The following is a 14,484-nucleotide window of genomic DNA, read 5'->3' as shown; positions in this document are numbered from 1 at the left end:
GCACGTGCACTCCGCCTACAGCCTTTGCCGCCTCTTCCGCCTTTGTGCGGCCCGGGTTCATGCCGTGGGTCATCACCAACGGCATGTCGTCGTCACCCGCGATCACGATGGGCTTTTCAGGAAACTTTGCCTGTAGTTCCTTCGCCACGGCCGTGAGGTTGCCGGAGTCGAAAGCCGCAACGGTGGCGTGGCCGAGGACTTCTGCCAGTGTTGCGGCCGTTGCGTACCCTTCGCCGATCACCAGTGCCGGCGCCCTCTCGAGAGCCTCCATACCCCCGATCGCATGGAAGCAGCTCTCCTTCCTGCTGTTTTTGGCGTACCGCTTCTTCCCATCTTCTTGGATGAACTGCATGCTCCAGACCTTGTTTTCGGAGTCGATCAGGGGGATGTAGGTCGTCTTGCCCTCGCCGTCGGTGAAAGCGCCGTGATGTGCCTTCAACCCTTTCGAGGCGAGGTACGGGGTGAGTTGCTCTACTGGCTTCAAACCGGACAGGATGTGCAGTGCTCGCTCGGCCGCTTGTTCGTGCTCAGCTGCTTGAGCCGCGGCGCGCCGGGCAAGGTTGGCTGCTGCTTCTGCGTGCATGGCTGCTCGCTCCTCAGGCGACAAGGAGTAACCCTTGCTGCTCCATTTTTCGTCGGCGCCGGTGAGGTTGTTGATGATGCGGCCTGCCGGCAGGCCGTCGCCGTAGAAAACGTAGAACCCGTCGACGGCGCCCTTCTTGCCCCCCTCTACCGGCACGCGGTGCTTCTTACCGTCCATAAGGGGATGTTCCCCTTCGACGACCAGGCCGAGGTCACGCATCTTGTTCGCGAATTCCTCCCGTGGTGACATTGCGGGCTCTTGGACGACAGCGGCGGCGTCAACGCTCCAGCGCTTCAGCTTTTCGCGATCTCCGTCCGGGCCGATGTACCAGGACTTCGCAACTTTGTCCCAAGCGGCCCCGGCCGCTTTCGCGGCATCCTTGTCCCCATACGGCACCGCCAGGTAATCGCGGGGCGCTGAAGGGCTTTTCGCCGTGGGAGGTAGTGCCACCTTCGTTTCGCTGCTCAAAGCGCTGGAGGTGTCCCCCGGGCCCGCCTTGAGCCATTTCGAAACGACCGTGCTATCGACGGTTTCAGCAACGTACCAAGCCTGCTGCACGCGGTCCCACTTTGCCCCCAAGGCTTTTGCCTCATTGCGCTCCTTGTAGGGGACGCTTAAATACGTGCGGCCGGACGGAAGCGGCTTGGCTTTTTGGTCGCGCATTGAGGGGCCGTCCTCGGACGCCGAGCCTGTCATTTCGGGAGAGTTCTCCATGGTGTCGTTAGCGGGCAGGTCTGCAAAAGACATGGTCGCGACTTGTAGCGGCTTCAGCAAGTCCGCATAGACGTCTGCGAGATCGGGATAGTCGCGCATCACGTCTACGCCTGGGAGACCGGCCGCCGGCCCGGCGCCGGAAGGCACTACGTGCGATAGAAGCGCTTCGTTCACCAGCCGACGATGCGTCTGTTGCACGGCCGCCATCGCATCGTCCAACTCGGAATGCCCGAAGCTTTTTTTGCCTACGAATATTTCCCATTTGTACGCAAGATCGCTGGGCGGGACGGCCGAAGCGAGCAGGAGGAAATGGTCACGCGGCACCAGGTGCGCTTCGTCGCGCTCGACGGTCGCAGCGGCTTTCTGCAGCTCTGCACGCAGAGCATCCTCCGCGCTGACTTGTTGCTCGGCGTTGAGCTCATAGCTCATGATGTGACCGAGGATTTTTTCGGCATCTGCGGATGCACGGAAAATCTCAAGCGGGTCATCTTTCAGCACCTTGATCCACGAGGCCACATAGGCGGCGTGCTGTGTCACGTCGTGGCCGATGCCCAGCTCGTCGCCGAGAATCATGCTGGCTATTTCTGCCCGCAGCTCTTCTTTCGCATAGCCTTCGCTGCCGAATGGGTGCGACAGATCGCGATCCAGCCGCGAGTTGTGGCCGGTCCAGTGGCCAAGTTCGTGAAGCGCCGTGGCGTAGTAGCCGGAAGGTGCGGAGAACAGGGCCTTCTCGGGAAGGTGGATGCGGTCGCTTGAGGCTTGGTAGTAAGCCCTGGGCTGCGAGGAGTGCGAGATGGCCGCGCCGGACGCGCGAAGGATGTGCTCAGCGCGTTCGAGCGGGTCCCATTGAACCGCAGTGCGCTGCAGCTCGGGCAGACCGTCTATTTGCTCGCCGTTGAAGACGGTCGCAAAAAAAACGCGTGGCCGTTCCAGCTCGAACGAATAGGTTGCTGGCTGTCCGGTGGCGTCGAGCACGGGCTGACCTGCATCGTCTCGCCGAATGACTTCTTCATGGAATTTCCAATACTGCACGGAGGTGCCCCGTTCCCCCTTCCGAACCTGCGCTCCGGCGGCCTCAGCCTGCTTGTATGTCAGCCAACGCTGGTCGCTGTATCCCTGTGCCATCAAGAACATAGCGTTGATGCCCTTGTAGCGCTTTCCGGTCGTGGGATTCATGGGCATGAAGCTGGACGGCTGGCCGCCCTCCCAGGGGCGTTGCCAAGGCGCGGTGCCTTGCGCCAACTGCTCGATTAGCTTTTCTGCGACCCTCTCGTGAAATGGCTTTTTGTCCATGTCTTTGTCCGTACGGTTTCAACTTGTTAGGCGTGGATGAACGGTGGCGTCGCGCCTAGTTCGATGGGTCACTTGTGCTTTGAAGCGCATCGCTCTCCGACAGCGCGTCTTCCTTGAAGGCGCCGGCCCTTGCCGCTTCATCCGGTGCGAACTCAGCTTGGAAACCCGGCGTTTCCGCGTCGCCGAACTTTTCAGCCACAACGTCGACGACAGCCGGAAACGGGTCATTCGCCGGCGGATTGATGGGTGGAAGGTTCATTTCGGTCTCCTTGAAGTAATCGTGTTCAGCGGGGAAGGAACGCCGGCGAGCCGGCGTTCCGAGGCGGGGCGAGATTCCAGAGCAGTTGCGCTCGGAAAGGCCCGAGTGATAGGACCGGATGCGCGACCCGCAGAGGGCCGGCTTAACTTTTTTTGCCACTAGCACCTGACATATCGGCTTCACAAACGAGTTATTAAGATCACATTATTTGGATTACTGTGCAAAAGTTGGCAGGAAAAGCCTAATTTGCCGCAGCTTCACGTCTCCGCTTGCTGCCGATGGCGAACACGTTGTCGGCCGGAAGCGCTGAGAAGGTTCTGCCGCGGATCAACAACGTCTCGGAGGCCGGAAGCGACTCGTGGTGGACAAGCAGGTCCTCGATCGACGCGTAGTAAGTTTGAAGTCGCTCTTCCGTCGCGCGGTTCTTGGCCGCGCAGCTGAAGGTGCCGTCGGCGGCGAAGACCATGCACGAGCCGTCGATGTCTGCCTCCACCGCCTTGCTTGGCTGCCAGCGGGCATCGCGGAGCCTGGCGCGAACTTTGTCGATCACCAGATCTCTTTTTTTCGTCATGCTGGAAGACGAGGGGACGAGCGATCGAAGCTGGCGAAGCCGCTCTACGAAGTCGTTGTCTATGGTGAATTCGACGTACCAGGCGATGTCACCAGTACGAGGAACCGCTTGCATGATTACTTGACGAGAGCTTTTCACGGAGTTTTTCGTACGAGAGCCGGCGCGGAGGACGGGCGAGGTATTCATGATTAATTATGCAGCCGATATAACGAAAAAAGAAGCGTTAAGGAGGCTCCTGGTAACTGGCCCGTGACACCTCCTGCGGCAGATTCACAGGAAAAAGAGATAGCCGGCTTCAGCCATCGGAATGCGCGCCAGCAATATGAAGAGCAAGTGCGTCGGGTAGTAGGCGTAGAACAGCCAACGAGCACGGGGCACAGGCCAGCGCATCGAGATGACCGACCCGATGACGGGGAAAGCCGCGAGCGCCCAATAGTTACCATTGACGGTGTGGAGCGCCGCGCAGCTCGCCAGCGCTACCAGGGCAGCGAGGTATGTGGGCTTTCGGGAGTAGCTCCAAACCGCAGCGCCAAAGAGCAACGCCGGCCACCAGTACTCCACCAAGGCCCCCGCTGCCAACCCCAGTGCCAATGCAACGCCTGTCCGGCCTTTGTCGAGCTCGTAGGTGACGCGCGTGATCGCCAGCAGCGTGAACATGACGTTCAGGGGGTACACCCTGAATAGCAGTCCGCCCAGGAGCAGAAAGATCGGCGTGGCCAGCATCCCGAAAAGGGCCAGCCGCATGCTGGTCCGCTGGTACGCACCTTTCTCCATTGACCCCTCACGCGCCAAATTCACAGCGAGGACGAAACAGAAGATTGGCAGCGCTGCACGGCCCGCGTTGAATGCCAAATCGCTTGTCCCATTGAACAAGTACTTGTTGATGTGGTCCGCCGTCATCAGCACCAATCCGAGCAGCTTGAGCGCACCCAGCGCGCCGTCGTGAACGCGGAGCGGCGGCGGCATGTGTTCGCGGTGCGAGCGCAATTTAGCCGCTAAATTTGCCGTTGGAGGCCTCGGATGAAGAACCACCCTGCCCGCCAGAGCCTGGATTGGTGACCAACGGGCACTGGTTCAGGAAAGCCATACGTGCAGCGACGGTCTGTGCTGGCTTCTTCGCGTTGATAGAGAGATAGCGCGCGATCGCGGGCTGGCACTCGTGGGGAGGCGAGCCCGTCGAAAGGCACGCCAATGCCTCGCACGCCAGCTTCGGATCTCCTGTCAAGAGACCCGGCTGCGCCTTCGCCGCGGCGCTCCATACCAGCACCAGCACTACGCCGACCATCCACCTGTAGTCGCGGGTTTTCGCGTTCATGTTTTCATCCTCATTTTTGGTTGGCGAAAGCGGAAATTTCCGCCTCCGCGTCGACGCTCTTCTCGTCGTTGCTGAATCCAGCCAAGCTGTCGCCGGAAAACGATGGCGATGAACCTGGCGCTGCGGCGCCCGCGTTCAGAAAATTCCGAGCGCCCTGGGCCTTGCCCGCGATCGACTGCGAGCGGGTAATCGCTGCCATGTCGGAGCGTCGGCTTTGAGCAGTTCCAGGTGATCGGATCTCCGCCGCCACACGCCCGCCCGCGGTCTGAGAAACCCGCTCTCGGGCGGCGTCAACGGCGATGCCAGCACTGCTCCGCGCCACAGCGGCGATACCAGAGCCCAGAGCGCCTAATGCCGACCTCGAGCGCTGTTTGCCCGATTCGCCCGCTAGACCGCCCGTGACCTGGTCCTCGCTGGCTGCGGAAGCTTCATCGGAGTCCGGCGCGCCGCCCTCCTCTTCTTCCGTTTCTCCGCCACCCGCTGGTTGTTCGTCGCCCGCTACATTCGCCCCCGGCGAGTGCCCCGCCCCCGCATCTCCCATTGCGGCGCCGAGTGGAGTCGTCGAATTTGATTCCGTCGCGCTCTTTCCGGCTGCGCCGCCCTGCGCCCCGCCAGGCATCGAGCTGATGCCGGTGTCGCCGGCGCCGCCGGTGGCGCCACTTGCGCTGATTGCTGCGGAGACTGCCGAGCCCATCCCGGCAGCGCTTGTTGCCGCCGACATTGCGGCGCCGACCGCTGCAGCGGCCGCCGCCGCCCCCATTGCGCCGGTAGCGAGCAGCGAACCCGCGCCCGCGCTGCCCGYGCCGGCGGCGGCGCCAATACTTCCGCCGGACGCGATTCCGCCAATAAGGGGGGGAATCTTGTTGGAAAGGAGGAGAAGCGCGAGTGACGCAACCAACATTGCACCCATCTCGCGCAAGGAAACGGTCGCGATCTTGTCGAAATATGAATTGATGAATTCTTGCCCGATCCCTACCAGAAGCGTCATTCCCATCAATGCGCCGGCCACCCCCAAGACCGTCTTTAAATAGTTGACGGCTATGTCCTGGGTGAATCTAGCCCCGCCAAATCCCAGAAAGAAAATCCCCGCATAGGCGACGATCCAGGCTGACACCAAAAGCACCACCATGTTGATCGCTACAAGGGCGAGAAGGCAAAGCACGAAGATCCCCATGATCAAACCGACAATGCTGGCGGAAAGATCCATGACGGAGGAAGCAGCGATTACCTTATCGAAAACCTTAAATCCAACTTCAACGATTCCTGAGGGCGTAAGCCCAGAAACACCTGCCGCCTCTCCCGCAAGTTGCTTCAGAGAATTAATAATTGCCGTTGAAATCGCGGGTGCGTTATTAATCAGCCAATAGAACAAGCCTGTAAAGACCACAAACTTGAACAGATCGACGAAAAGCTCAGCCAAATCTGCTTTTTGCAGTGCACGCATTCCGAAGGTCCAAACAAGCGAAATCAGCGCTAGTGACCAAAACAGGAAAGTCGCTGCTTTGGAGATTGCGCCAGACCACTTCGAAGCCGCGGCTTGGAATCGGTCGGTCACGTCGTCAAGCACGCCCGCACTTGTCTGTGCATAGGCGCTCAAAGAAACAAAAAGGGCCGCGATAACTGCGGCCTTGGCGACTTGTCGTGCATGTAGAGAAAATGGCATGACTCTACTCAGTAGGTTTTCGAAGGCCCATATTGGAAGGTCCCACTGCGCGCGCAAGCAGACCCGTGGTCTCGCTTCATTTGATCGGTCCACGGAGCCGATTTAATATGTTCGGGGCGGCAATTGTCTGCATTGGCGACCGGGAGCAGTGTCGACGGCGCGCTGGGACCGTCGCATCCGGCAAAGATCGGCGCAAACGAAATTAGAGCTAACGAAATAGTGCGTCGCATTTCTAATAGCTCTTCTTGGCGCCATAGGTGTAGGTCCCGCCGAAAGCCTTTGCATCGCCCGCAGCCTTCATCGCCTCACGGTCATTCAGTGCCTGTTGACGGGTTGCAATGGAGTTCTGTTGGGCGACAAGAAGGCCGCGGATCTGCAGCATCTGGTTAGCCTGGGCGCTGGCCAGTTGGTTGGCGTAGCCGAGTGCTTGCATCTGCCCGTCGGCGCCTTTGGCAGCAGACTGAAGCCGTTCTAGCGTCTTGGCGTCCTTGGTCAGCGCCTCTTGCTGCAGGTCCAGTCCCTTGAAAAGAGCGTCATTCGCTTTCTTTTGCGATTCTGTTTGAGCCCGTTGCTGAAGCGCTATCAGTGCTTCACGCGTGGCGTTATCACAGCCGGTCGACGTAAAGCACGGGGAGCTTTTGTAGTAGTCAATATCTTGGAATTTAGAAAGATAGGCATCGAGAGACCCTAGCTGCTGCTTGTAGCGATTCAAGGTGTCGACGGCGGAGCGAAGAGCATTCATCGTCGCTTGCGCCTGGTCCCATATTTCAGTCACGGGGCGTGCCGTGTTTTTGAGCATGTTTTCGTATTGATCGAGTTGAGTCTTGTACTGCTGTACTTGCTTCTCGTACTGCTCGATTTGCTTCGCGGTTTGCGCGATATTTTCCATCGCAGTCATTATTGACTGCGAAATATTGACGCCGTCGAATACCGGTATACCCGCATGTATGGGTGCGCAAAGGCTCCCCGCGAGCATTCCAGTGCATGCTAATTTAGCGGCTAAATTTGCGAATTGAAATTTCATGTTGCTGGGGTCTTGTTAGTAGTCAAAGGAGGCGTATGGTTTCCCGAACGTTAAGTCTTTTGTGACGATTACGTTGAAGCGGAGGCCCGGACGTATAACCAATGTGGGCGAGATATTCAGGTTTTTACTGATCATCTGTGCCGTGACTGTGCCAAGTTGCTGCCCCAACGCCTCGCTTAGCGCGCTCGCTGCACTGGGCCTAGAGTTCCCGCTTTGCGACTGTTCGGGCTTTTGACTAAGCGCTGTGCCGGCAACGACACCAGTCATTAGTAGCGCAGAGCCAAAAATACGGATGTAGTGGTTGTCCACTTGGTCATTGAGCCCTGACGAACCCGAACCGTCTGCGCCAGGCATGGCGCCAATATCGAGCGCTTTTCCGTCTGGGAAAATGATTCGCTGCCAAGCTACGAGGAGGCGCGACTGTCCGTATGCAATGTCTCCGGAATATGCCCCTGTCAAACTGGAGCCCTGTGGAATCAAGAGGTATTTGCCCGTTGCGGTGTCAAATACATCTTGCGTCACCTGCCCTTCGACTTGACCGGAAAGCTCCGAGTTGATTCCGAATTTCAGGACCGCTGGAATAACGAAGCCCGCCCTTAATTGGTATTTTGATTTTGGAGCTTGAATAGCAGTGTTCAACTGCCAGCGGTCTGGTGTGCCATCGAATTGAGATACGTCGCTCACCTTTCGCATGCCGGCGGAGTTCAGGCCACCCGATGCGGTGGGCGAGTCCACCGAGCCAGGAACGAGGCCTGACCCCTTGATCTGCGCGAGGCGCGCCAGATAGGTAGCCGTCGGGTCATTCGTGGCCGCAGCGATGCGAGCCGCGGCCTCTTCCCGCGTCCTGGGGACCGTCGCAGCAAAGGCGCCCTGCCCGTCGCCCCGCAAAGCGGTGCTTTCAACTTTCGTCTTGGCCCGGACTGCCTCCTCGAGCCTTGCGAGCTTCGCGCGCTTCAAGGCCTCGGCAGCCTCGTCAACAACGGCGGAGGGCATACCTGGGCCAACGCCCTCGGGAAGAGGCGCGCCGGCGCCGGCGTAATGCTCGACAGGAAGCGGAAGTTCGGGCTTCTGTGGCGCGACCAAACCGCCTTTGTTGTCACCAATGATGTCTTGGGCGGATTGAAGCGAGTCGCCGCCCTTCTCTTCCGCCTGTTCAGTTCGCTGCTGGTTCTCCGACCGCTTTATGGCGACGGCCGCCGTGGCTCCCAGAAAGAGCAGCACTGCCGCCCCGACGAAAACCAGCGGCATGTTGTTGACGCGGCGTACGCCCGAGGTTGAGTTGCTTGCCTTGTTCGGCGACGCACTGGGTGACAAGAGATCGGTATCGCTCATTGTTGTTTCGCTCCTTTGCGGCCTGCTAGTATATCGATCGATTCGTTATATCGAAAAAAAAGACGACTAGCGCGCCCCTTCACAACTGAAATACCGATGCGAAAAGGAGAAAGCTAATGAGTGGCGTCCCGACACACGAACACGCCCGCTGCGGGGTCCAACGTCGAGGCATCGTGCTGGGCGGCTTGGCCAGCCTGGCGGGGTTGGTGCCGCGGCGGAGCATGGCCTTGGGTGGTGCCCGCACCCCAATGGAGGCTGACCCCTCCTTCTGGAGCCAGCCTCGGGTGGTGAAAGTGCGAAACGTGGACACCCGCCAGCAGGGTGAATTCGTGTACTGGCGGGATGGCCGCTACGTCATGGACGAGTACTACGCCCTCTGCGCCCTCGGCCTCGATCGCCATGCGATGAAGGCGGTCCAGATCGCCCCACAGGTTTTCGACTTGATGTTCGCGACCCAGGCATGGTTCTTCGGCGCCGAGCGAAAGAGGACCATGCACGAGCTGACATCGATGTACCGCACGCCCGACACGAACAAGGCGGTCGGCGGAAGCCCAAGGAGTCAGCACATTCTTGGCCGTGCCGCCGACGGCCGGCTGCAGGGGGTCAGCGTGGGCGTCTACGCCGCCATGTTGATGAGCTTCAAGGCTGGAGGGGTTGGCCTCTACGCCAACCACGTGCACTGGGACGTGGGCCGGTCACCTGAATTTTGGCGTGGCAAGAAGAAGGAGGCATGAGGCTCAAGATGATCGGCAAGCCGCTGCGCCGGGTCTCCTTCGTCTTCGCTCTACTTGCAGCGGCCCCTTATGCACACGCTCAGGCGGGCTACCCGAAGGTTGCGATCTCGTCTTGTGTGGCCGGGGCCGCATCCTTCCATGGAGTCAACCCGCTGATCTTGAACGCCATCATTTTTCACGAGTCGCGCAACAACGCGCAGCTGATCTTGAAGAACAGGAACGGGTCTGTGGACGTGGGCCTCGGAGGACTGAATTCCATCCACTTCGCGGAGCTCGCGCGCTACGGAATCAAGCCAGACCATCTACTCGACGGCTGCGTGAATACCTACGTGGCCGCATGGCTTCTCGCGAAGCAAGTCAAGGCGAATGGGAACACCTGGATCGCCGTAGGCAGCTACCACTCCAAGACGCCTGAGCATCGTGACAGATATGCCAAGCAGATCTATTCAGTGTTGCGAAGCTGGGGTGCTGTTCAGTGAGCACGCGCAACGTGCTAGATCGAGAGATCCAAGAGACGCATTGCTGCCACCCAAAGCCAAAGCGCAGATGTTCCTTTTCCCTGTTCGAGCTGGTAGTAGGTTGGGATCGAGACGCCAAGCAATGAAGCGACATCAGCTTGAGTCCACTTTCTAGCCTTTCGGGCGGAGCGGAGACGAGCGCCGAGCATTTGCAAGGTCTCTTGCAGGTCATTGGTGGGCTCGTGCCGTTTCAGCATGATTTTCAGCCGGGTTTCTGCCATCCTCGCCGCCTTGAAAATACAAATTGTACTTTGTATCGATTTATGCGATCATTGACTGTCAAAAAAGCACTGGAGGATATATGAGAGGTCGTTTTCKTTTCCCTGCACTCGCCGTTTCTGCTCTGGCTCTGGTCGGCATCGGAAGCGTTGCGTTCGCTGCGGAAACTCGGGTCTGGAACTACACGGTCAATGGGACCAGCCCAACTAGCGGTACACAGCGCCCCACCTCCGGAGTGAATAAGCTCGAGCTGTTTGAAGACAAGGGCGTGTATACGTTTCGGATTCGGGGTGGGACGGCTCCCCTCTGCTACTCGACCGAGGTTCCCGCGAATGTCGAGCAAGACGCGACCACGCTCACAATCACCCCGACTCCCCGTTTCGACAATTGCGAGCGCATCCGGTTGCTCGTCAAGAAAGATGGCACTGGTGGCGTCCAGCAATTTCTCCAAGGAAGAAAATCAAACCAAGTGTGGGTAACCGACGAAGATCGCGAATATGGGTTGACTGCTCGTTGATAGCTTCGATCGTTTTGTCGCATAAAAAGGACTCCTTTCGGAGCCTTTTTTTTTGTCAGCGACCAGTTAACCCCCGCTGATTCTGTCCATTGCCCGCGGCGGCGTCGACGCAAGTTGGAAGTACTCGCCTCTACTCCCCTTGACCGCCTGAATTTTGGACTGCGAAGATGATGAACGGCCCTGAGCCTGCCGGACATACTGGGGCACCGCTCGTGTACTGCGCAGCGCCGTTCGGGTCCCATCCCTGCAGACACAACCCGCTCGCGCTCCACCCAGAATTGCCTGTGTTATTCACTGACCAAGACGCGATTGCGCTTCCATAGCTCGGGCGCGAAGCGGCATCTTGCGCCATTCGAGCCGCCCAGTCGGCGGTTCCTTGCGCATTGCCGCCAACCGCCACAGCGTAGTTTGCGGTGTTCTGCGCGTTGTTGCCCACTGCAACGCCATAGTTGGCGGTGTTCTGAGCGTTGTTGATGTTATTGTTGATCGTGGCTTGGTCGATCGCGACCACCGCGCGTCGCCCTGAGTCCGAGGAACTGGCTGGAATTCGCTGCGCATGTGCGCCGAAAGTCGCAGTGACCGCAAGGGCTACGAGCCCGAAGCGGGCAGCGAGAAGGCTGTGGTTAAGTTTCAATTGAAGACTCCTTATGGTGAGGGGATGTGAGGAAAGAGGCACTGAGCGGGCCGTTCAAAGGACGTTGCAATAGATCTGGAGAATGGCGCTGGCGGCCGGCGAGGCGGCGAGAGCACCGCCCGTGCCATTAGTAAGTTGCACAAGCCAACTTCCCCCTTGGTCGATGGTGAAGCGGGCAAAGCCGCCGTCTGAGCTCGACTCCACTTTGGGCAGCAACATGGGAATGGGCGTGGACGTTTGCCCCGTTGCCGCGGTGCAGGAGGGCTTGGCAACCACGGCACCGTGTTGCACTTCATAGGCTGTCACGAAGGTCAGGTGGGTCGTGACATCCTGAATGCGGAACCAACGCAATCCCCCGCCGGTTGGGTTCGAGCGGCACACGTTGGCCTGGGCTCCCGCGCCGATAACGGGGATCACATAGCCGAGCGCGCCTTCTGTGTTGCACGGGCCGCCTGGGTTTGCAGGCGGCAAAAAGTCGAACATCAAGTTCCAGACGCCGTTGAAGCAGTAGAGCTGCAGCCCGTTGCCGTCCACGGCACCCTGCCCGTTCACTGGACAGCTGCCGCCGGCGGATGCGACGGTGGCCAGGGGCGTCCAGATCGAGCTCGAGCACATCACACCGGTGGGTCCTGTGCTCGATCTGCCGACAGCACCAGGTTCGCTGCATGCAGAACCAGGCGCATACATGCCGGTCGGAATAATTCGGTTGGCGGCAATCCGGCCCGATGTTTGCACGACTGCCTCGGCGGCGTCCTGGGTGATGGCAGTCCACTTGCCTCCAGAGGCGAGAGACCACCCACCGGGAGTGTCCGTGTTGAGCATGCTTCCGCTCGCGACCACGTCTTTCGCTCGGACGCCGCCGGCCCAGCCGGTTGGGAGGTCGTTCGGGTCAAGGCAAGAGAAGCCGCCGCGGCCGTCGGGTTGAAGCTTGATGCAGTTGTTGACGTTGACCGTGCCCGTCGTGTCGATGGTGTTGTTGACCGTCACTGGGCCTGCGAACGTCGATCTGCCTCCAATCGACAGGTTCTGCCGCAGCGTCAGGTTGCCTTGAAAGAACGGGTCGCGCGGATCATTGACTATGAGGAAGCGGCCGAAGGCGCTTGCGCCGAAGCCCACGTGTGCGCCGACCACGCCCTCGATGTTGCCGAGCGGGTTCGGCAAGGTCGCACCATTCACTGCAACTAAATTTGCCCCGCTGCCAGGAGGCGTGAACATGGCATCGCCGCCCACGGCCCCGATGATGGCGCCGATGTGCACGCCGCTGATGTCCGTGGAGCCAGGTCGACGAAGCGGCTGGTCGATGTAGACAACACCGGTGACGTTGCACGCGGTGCCGGCGCAGCCCGTTGGGATTTTCGTGAGCTGAACACGGTAGCGTCCTCCGTTCAGCTGGGCGATGGGCCGCGTGCCCGCTGAAAGCTTACCCATGGCAATCAAGTTCTCGATCGATGGCGACAAGCTTTGCCCATCCGATGCTCCAGGCGCGAGCGTCACGCCGTTCACATTTACTGGTTGATCCAGCTGCAGGGCTGGATAGTTCTCCATGGTGTAGTCATTCACCCCTGTGCGGATGAGCTTCAAGATGTCACCTTGCAAGCTTCCAGCGGTGAGCTGCGCCTTCAACTCGCCAGCACGGATCGCGGCCGCACTGACCAGCGAGATGATGACCAGGGACAGCATCACGCCCAGCAGTGCAAAGCCTCCCTGCCGTCGCCAGCGCGGAAAAGTGATGGAATTTCTCATGATGCTTGCCCGGTGCACTGGATGACTTACTGGCCGCGGCCAAACGTGTATGCGATGTCGCGAGTAGCGGCAGAGTCGCAAGCGGTCGACATGGCCGCAATGTCCACGGGCGAATCGGCGGGCTTCACCTCAGTGCCACCAACTGCAATGCGGCGGGTCGTGCTTTCCATCCCAAGGACGAGGTCCTGGCAGTCGTCCCGGTTGACGTTGCCGTAGGTCAAGGTCAACGAATCGTTCGCGGTCGTGATCGTGGCTGGCGCCATCGTCACAGCACCGTAGTAGCGGTTCTGCGCCGTGGTCGTTCCGGCGATTCGCATGGCAGGAGGAATGACCGTGCCACGGATCGCAATCGCAGTCGTGACCGCGCCGTATTGATTCGAATTGCCATACAGCTTCTGGGCTGCAGCGATGATCGTGTTGAGGTCCGAGGTCGCCGCTTCGATGCGAACCGAGCGCTGCGATGCTTGATACATCCGCATGGCCACGATAGTGAGGATGGCCGCCACGACCAGCGCGAGCATTGCAAACAACAGAGCGTTGCCTTTTTGGCGGGAAGGGGCGATCGCACGGAGGGAGAGGGCGCGGATATTCGAGAGAGTGTTCACGGTTTTTTCCATGGTTAAAAAGGATTTGCATTTAGGTCGCGAGCGACCGGTTAACGGTTGTTTGCGCGTTGGATGAGGCGCGACTGATCGGACTGCTCGAGGAGCGATGTACCCATGGTCATGACCCCGACGCCAAGCGTGACCCCGACAGCGCCGAGCAAGATCACCAGCGAGTAGCCCGTCAGGGCGGCAGAGACCTTCACGCGCATTTCCAGCAGCTCAACTTCGGTGGTCGCGATGTCGACCATCGCCTCGGCGAAGGTGACCTTCGAGTCGAGCCGGCTTGCCAGCTTCGCGCGGATGGCCTTCGGCATCAGGCCCAAGCCAAACGCTCGTTGGTAGTCAGAAGGGTTGGCATCAAGCGAAGCCAAGGCGCGCGAGAAGTGCCAACGCAGCCATGGGCGGGCGGTGCTTCGCAAGGCTTCCATCCCCTCGCGTACCGAGCGCCCCGAGCTCAGCAGCATCGCGAGGAGCTTGTGGAGAGATGCCTGCCGACGCGGCTGTCTTGTTCATCCCCCGATCATCGCGGCAAGCGCAAACCCCTGGCTTGCGCTCAGTACCCCGCGGCCACGCCGTCGCGGCGCGGGTCGCTGGCGGCCACGTAGCCCTCCACCGAGGGCTCGCCCGCGCGCCAGATGAACTGGCCGGCGCCGCCGCTGCTGAACGAAGTGTGCTTCTCCAATCCGCTGGGCCGGGGCTGGCTCGACAGGCGCGCGGTCGATCTGGCGCGCCAGGCGGGTGAGCCCGGCATCGAGCGGAT

16 protein-coding genes and 2 pseudogenes are annotated in these 14,484 nt (G+C 60.0%); 3 read left to right on the top strand and 15 right to left on the bottom strand.

Annotation, left to right across the window (positions count from 1 at the left end):
* The 9 genes and pseudogenes from QMO14_RS31015 to QMO14_RS30980 form a co-directional block, all read right to left on the bottom strand.
* Nucleotides 1–2,599, bottom strand: a pseudogene (locus tag QMO14_RS31015) (zincin-like metallopeptidase domain-containing protein); the annotation flags it as partial.
* Between the two features lie 76 nt (nucleotides 2,600–2,675).
* Nucleotides 2,676–2,795: pseudogene (locus QMO14_RS33455) on the bottom strand (conjugal transfer protein TraD); the annotation flags it as partial.
* A gap of 295 nt (nucleotides 2,796–3,090) precedes the next feature.
* On the bottom strand, nucleotides 3,091–3,606 hold the full coding sequence (locus tag QMO14_RS31005) for a hypothetical protein (protein ID WP_301511902.1): 516 nt from the start codon (nucleotides 3,604–3,606) through the stop codon (nucleotides 3,091–3,093).
* An 84-nt stretch (nucleotides 3,607–3,690) separates the two neighbouring features.
* A complete protein-coding gene (locus QMO14_RS31000) occupies nucleotides 3,691–4,386 on the bottom strand; it encodes a TraX family protein (RefSeq protein WP_301511901.1) in 696 nt (231 codons plus the stop codon).
* 22 nt (nucleotides 4,387–4,408) lie between these two features.
* A complete protein-coding gene (locus QMO14_RS30995; RefSeq protein ID WP_301511900.1) occupies nucleotides 4,409–4,735 on the bottom strand; it encodes a TrbM/KikA/MpfK family conjugal transfer protein in 327 nt (108 codons plus the stop codon).
* Between the two features lie 10 nt (nucleotides 4,736–4,745).
* Complete coding sequence (trbL, locus tag QMO14_RS30990; protein WP_301511899.1) at nucleotides 4,746–6,398, bottom strand: P-type conjugative transfer protein TrbL; 1,653 nt, start codon at nucleotides 6,396–6,398, stop codon at nucleotides 4,746–4,748.
* A gap of 8 nt (nucleotides 6,399–6,406) precedes the next feature.
* On the bottom strand, nucleotides 6,407–6,628 hold the full coding sequence (trbK, locus tag QMO14_RS33450) for an entry exclusion lipoprotein TrbK (RefSeq protein WP_367618188.1): 222 nt from the start codon (nucleotides 6,626–6,628) through the stop codon (nucleotides 6,407–6,409).
* Between the two features lie 2 nt (nucleotides 6,629–6,630).
* A complete protein-coding gene (gene trbJ, locus QMO14_RS30985; RefSeq protein ID WP_301511898.1) occupies nucleotides 6,631–7,422 on the bottom strand; it encodes a P-type conjugative transfer protein TrbJ in 792 nt (263 codons plus the stop codon).
* Between the two features lie 15 nt (nucleotides 7,423–7,437).
* A complete protein-coding gene (locus QMO14_RS30980; protein ID WP_301511897.1) occupies nucleotides 7,438–8,754 on the bottom strand; it encodes a TrbI/VirB10 family protein in 1,317 nt (438 codons plus the stop codon).
* 116 nt (nucleotides 8,755–8,870) lie between these two features.
* On the opposite strand from QMO14_RS30980, the gene QMO14_RS30975 reads away from it, so the two are divergent.
* A complete protein-coding gene (locus QMO14_RS30975; RefSeq protein WP_367618187.1) occupies nucleotides 8,871–9,488 on the top strand; it encodes a YcbK family protein in 618 nt (205 codons plus the stop codon).
* Nucleotides 9,485–9,967 (top strand): lytic transglycosylase domain-containing protein, encoded by a 483-nt coding sequence (locus QMO14_RS30970; protein WP_301511896.1) that lies wholly within the window; start codon nucleotides 9,485–9,487, stop codon nucleotides 9,965–9,967. Before QMO14_RS30975 ends, QMO14_RS30970 begins: the two co-directional genes overlap by 4 nt.
* A 14-nt stretch (nucleotides 9,968–9,981) precedes the next feature.
* On the opposite strand, the gene QMO14_RS30965 is transcribed toward QMO14_RS30970, so the two are convergent.
* Entirely contained in the window at nucleotides 9,982–10,227 is a 246-nt protein-coding gene (locus tag QMO14_RS30965) for a helix-turn-helix transcriptional regulator (RefSeq protein WP_301511895.1), read from the bottom strand.
* Between the two features lie 80 nt (nucleotides 10,228–10,307).
* Here QMO14_RS30965 and QMO14_RS30960 point away from each other — a divergent pair, with 80 nt between their 5' ends.
* A complete protein-coding gene (locus tag QMO14_RS30960) occupies nucleotides 10,308–10,742 on the top strand; it encodes a hypothetical protein (RefSeq protein WP_301511894.1) in 435 nt (144 codons plus the stop codon).
* Between the two features lie 130 nt (nucleotides 10,743–10,872).
* Here QMO14_RS30960 and QMO14_RS30955 read toward each other — a convergent pair whose 3' ends face one another.
* The 5 genes from QMO14_RS30955 to QMO14_RS30935 form a co-directional block, all read right to left on the bottom strand.
* Nucleotides 10,873–11,376 (bottom strand): hypothetical protein, encoded by a 504-nt coding sequence (locus tag QMO14_RS30955; RefSeq protein ID WP_301511893.1) that lies wholly within the window; start codon nucleotides 11,374–11,376, stop codon nucleotides 10,873–10,875.
* Nucleotides 11,377–11,430: 54 nt separating this feature from the next.
* Nucleotides 11,431–13,119, bottom strand: coding sequence for a type II secretion system protein (locus QMO14_RS30950; RefSeq protein ID WP_301511892.1), 1,689 nt, complete (start codon nucleotides 13,117–13,119; stop codon nucleotides 11,431–11,433).
* Between the two features lie 26 nt (nucleotides 13,120–13,145).
* Nucleotides 13,146–13,724: a type 4 pilus major pilin gene (locus QMO14_RS30945; protein WP_301511891.1), complete on the bottom strand. Its 579-nt coding sequence runs from the start codon at nucleotides 13,722–13,724 to the stop codon at nucleotides 13,146–13,148.
* A 50-nt stretch (nucleotides 13,725–13,774) separates the two neighbouring features.
* A complete protein-coding gene (locus QMO14_RS30940; protein ID WP_301511890.1) occupies nucleotides 13,775–14,188 on the bottom strand; it encodes a hypothetical protein in 414 nt (137 codons plus the stop codon).
* A gap of 89 nt (nucleotides 14,189–14,277) precedes the next feature.
* On the bottom strand, nucleotides 14,278–14,484 hold a 207-nt coding region (locus tag QMO14_RS30935), incomplete at its 5' end, for a hypothetical protein (RefSeq protein WP_301511889.1).

Source organism: Variovorax sp. CAN15 (assembly GCF_030462475.1).
Classification (GTDB): Bacteria; Pseudomonadota; Gammaproteobacteria; order Burkholderiales; family Burkholderiaceae_C; genus Variovorax.
Note: the sequence above shows the minus strand (reverse complement) of the source record. Positions and strands in the feature narration are given on the sequence as shown.

Coding starts and splice junctions, on each gene's coding strand:
- QMO14_RS30995 (WP_301511900.1), bottom strand. CDS start 4,735: ATGAACGCGAAAACCCGCGACTACAGGTGGATGGTCGGCGTAGTGCTG.
- QMO14_RS31005 (WP_301511902.1), bottom strand. CDS start 3,606: ATGAATACCTCGCCCGTCCTCCGCGCCGGCTCTCGTACGAAAAACTCC.
- QMO14_RS30975 (WP_367618187.1), top strand. CDS start 8,871: ATGAGTGGCGTCCCGACACACGAACACGCCCGCTGCGGGGTCCAACGT.
- trbJ (WP_301511898.1), bottom strand. CDS start 7,422: ATGAAATTTCAATTCGCAAATTTAGCCGCTAAATTAGCATGCACTGGA.
- QMO14_RS30950 (WP_301511892.1), bottom strand. CDS start 13,119: ATGAGAAATTCCATCACTTTTCCGCGCTGGCGACGGCAGGGAGGCTTT.
- trbK (WP_367618188.1), bottom strand. CDS start 6,628: ATGCGACGCACTATTTCGTTAGCTCTAATTTCGTTTGCGCCGATCTTT.
- QMO14_RS30970 (WP_301511896.1), top strand. CDS start 9,485: ATGAGGCTCAAGATGATCGGCAAGCCGCTGCGCCGGGTCTCCTTCGTC.
- QMO14_RS30940 (WP_301511890.1), bottom strand. CDS start 14,188: ATGCTGCTGAGCTCGGGGCGCTCGGTACGCGAGGGGATGGAAGCCTTG.
- QMO14_RS30980 (WP_301511897.1), bottom strand. CDS start 8,754: ATGAGCGATACCGATCTCTTGTCACCCAGTGCGTCGCCGAACAAGGCA.
- QMO14_RS31000 (WP_301511901.1), bottom strand. CDS start 4,386: ATGCCGCCGCCGCTCCGCGTTCACGACGGCGCGCTGGGTGCGCTCAAG.
- QMO14_RS30965 (WP_301511895.1), bottom strand. CDS start 10,227: ATGGCAGAAACCCGGCTGAAAATCATGCTGAAACGGCACGAGCCCACC.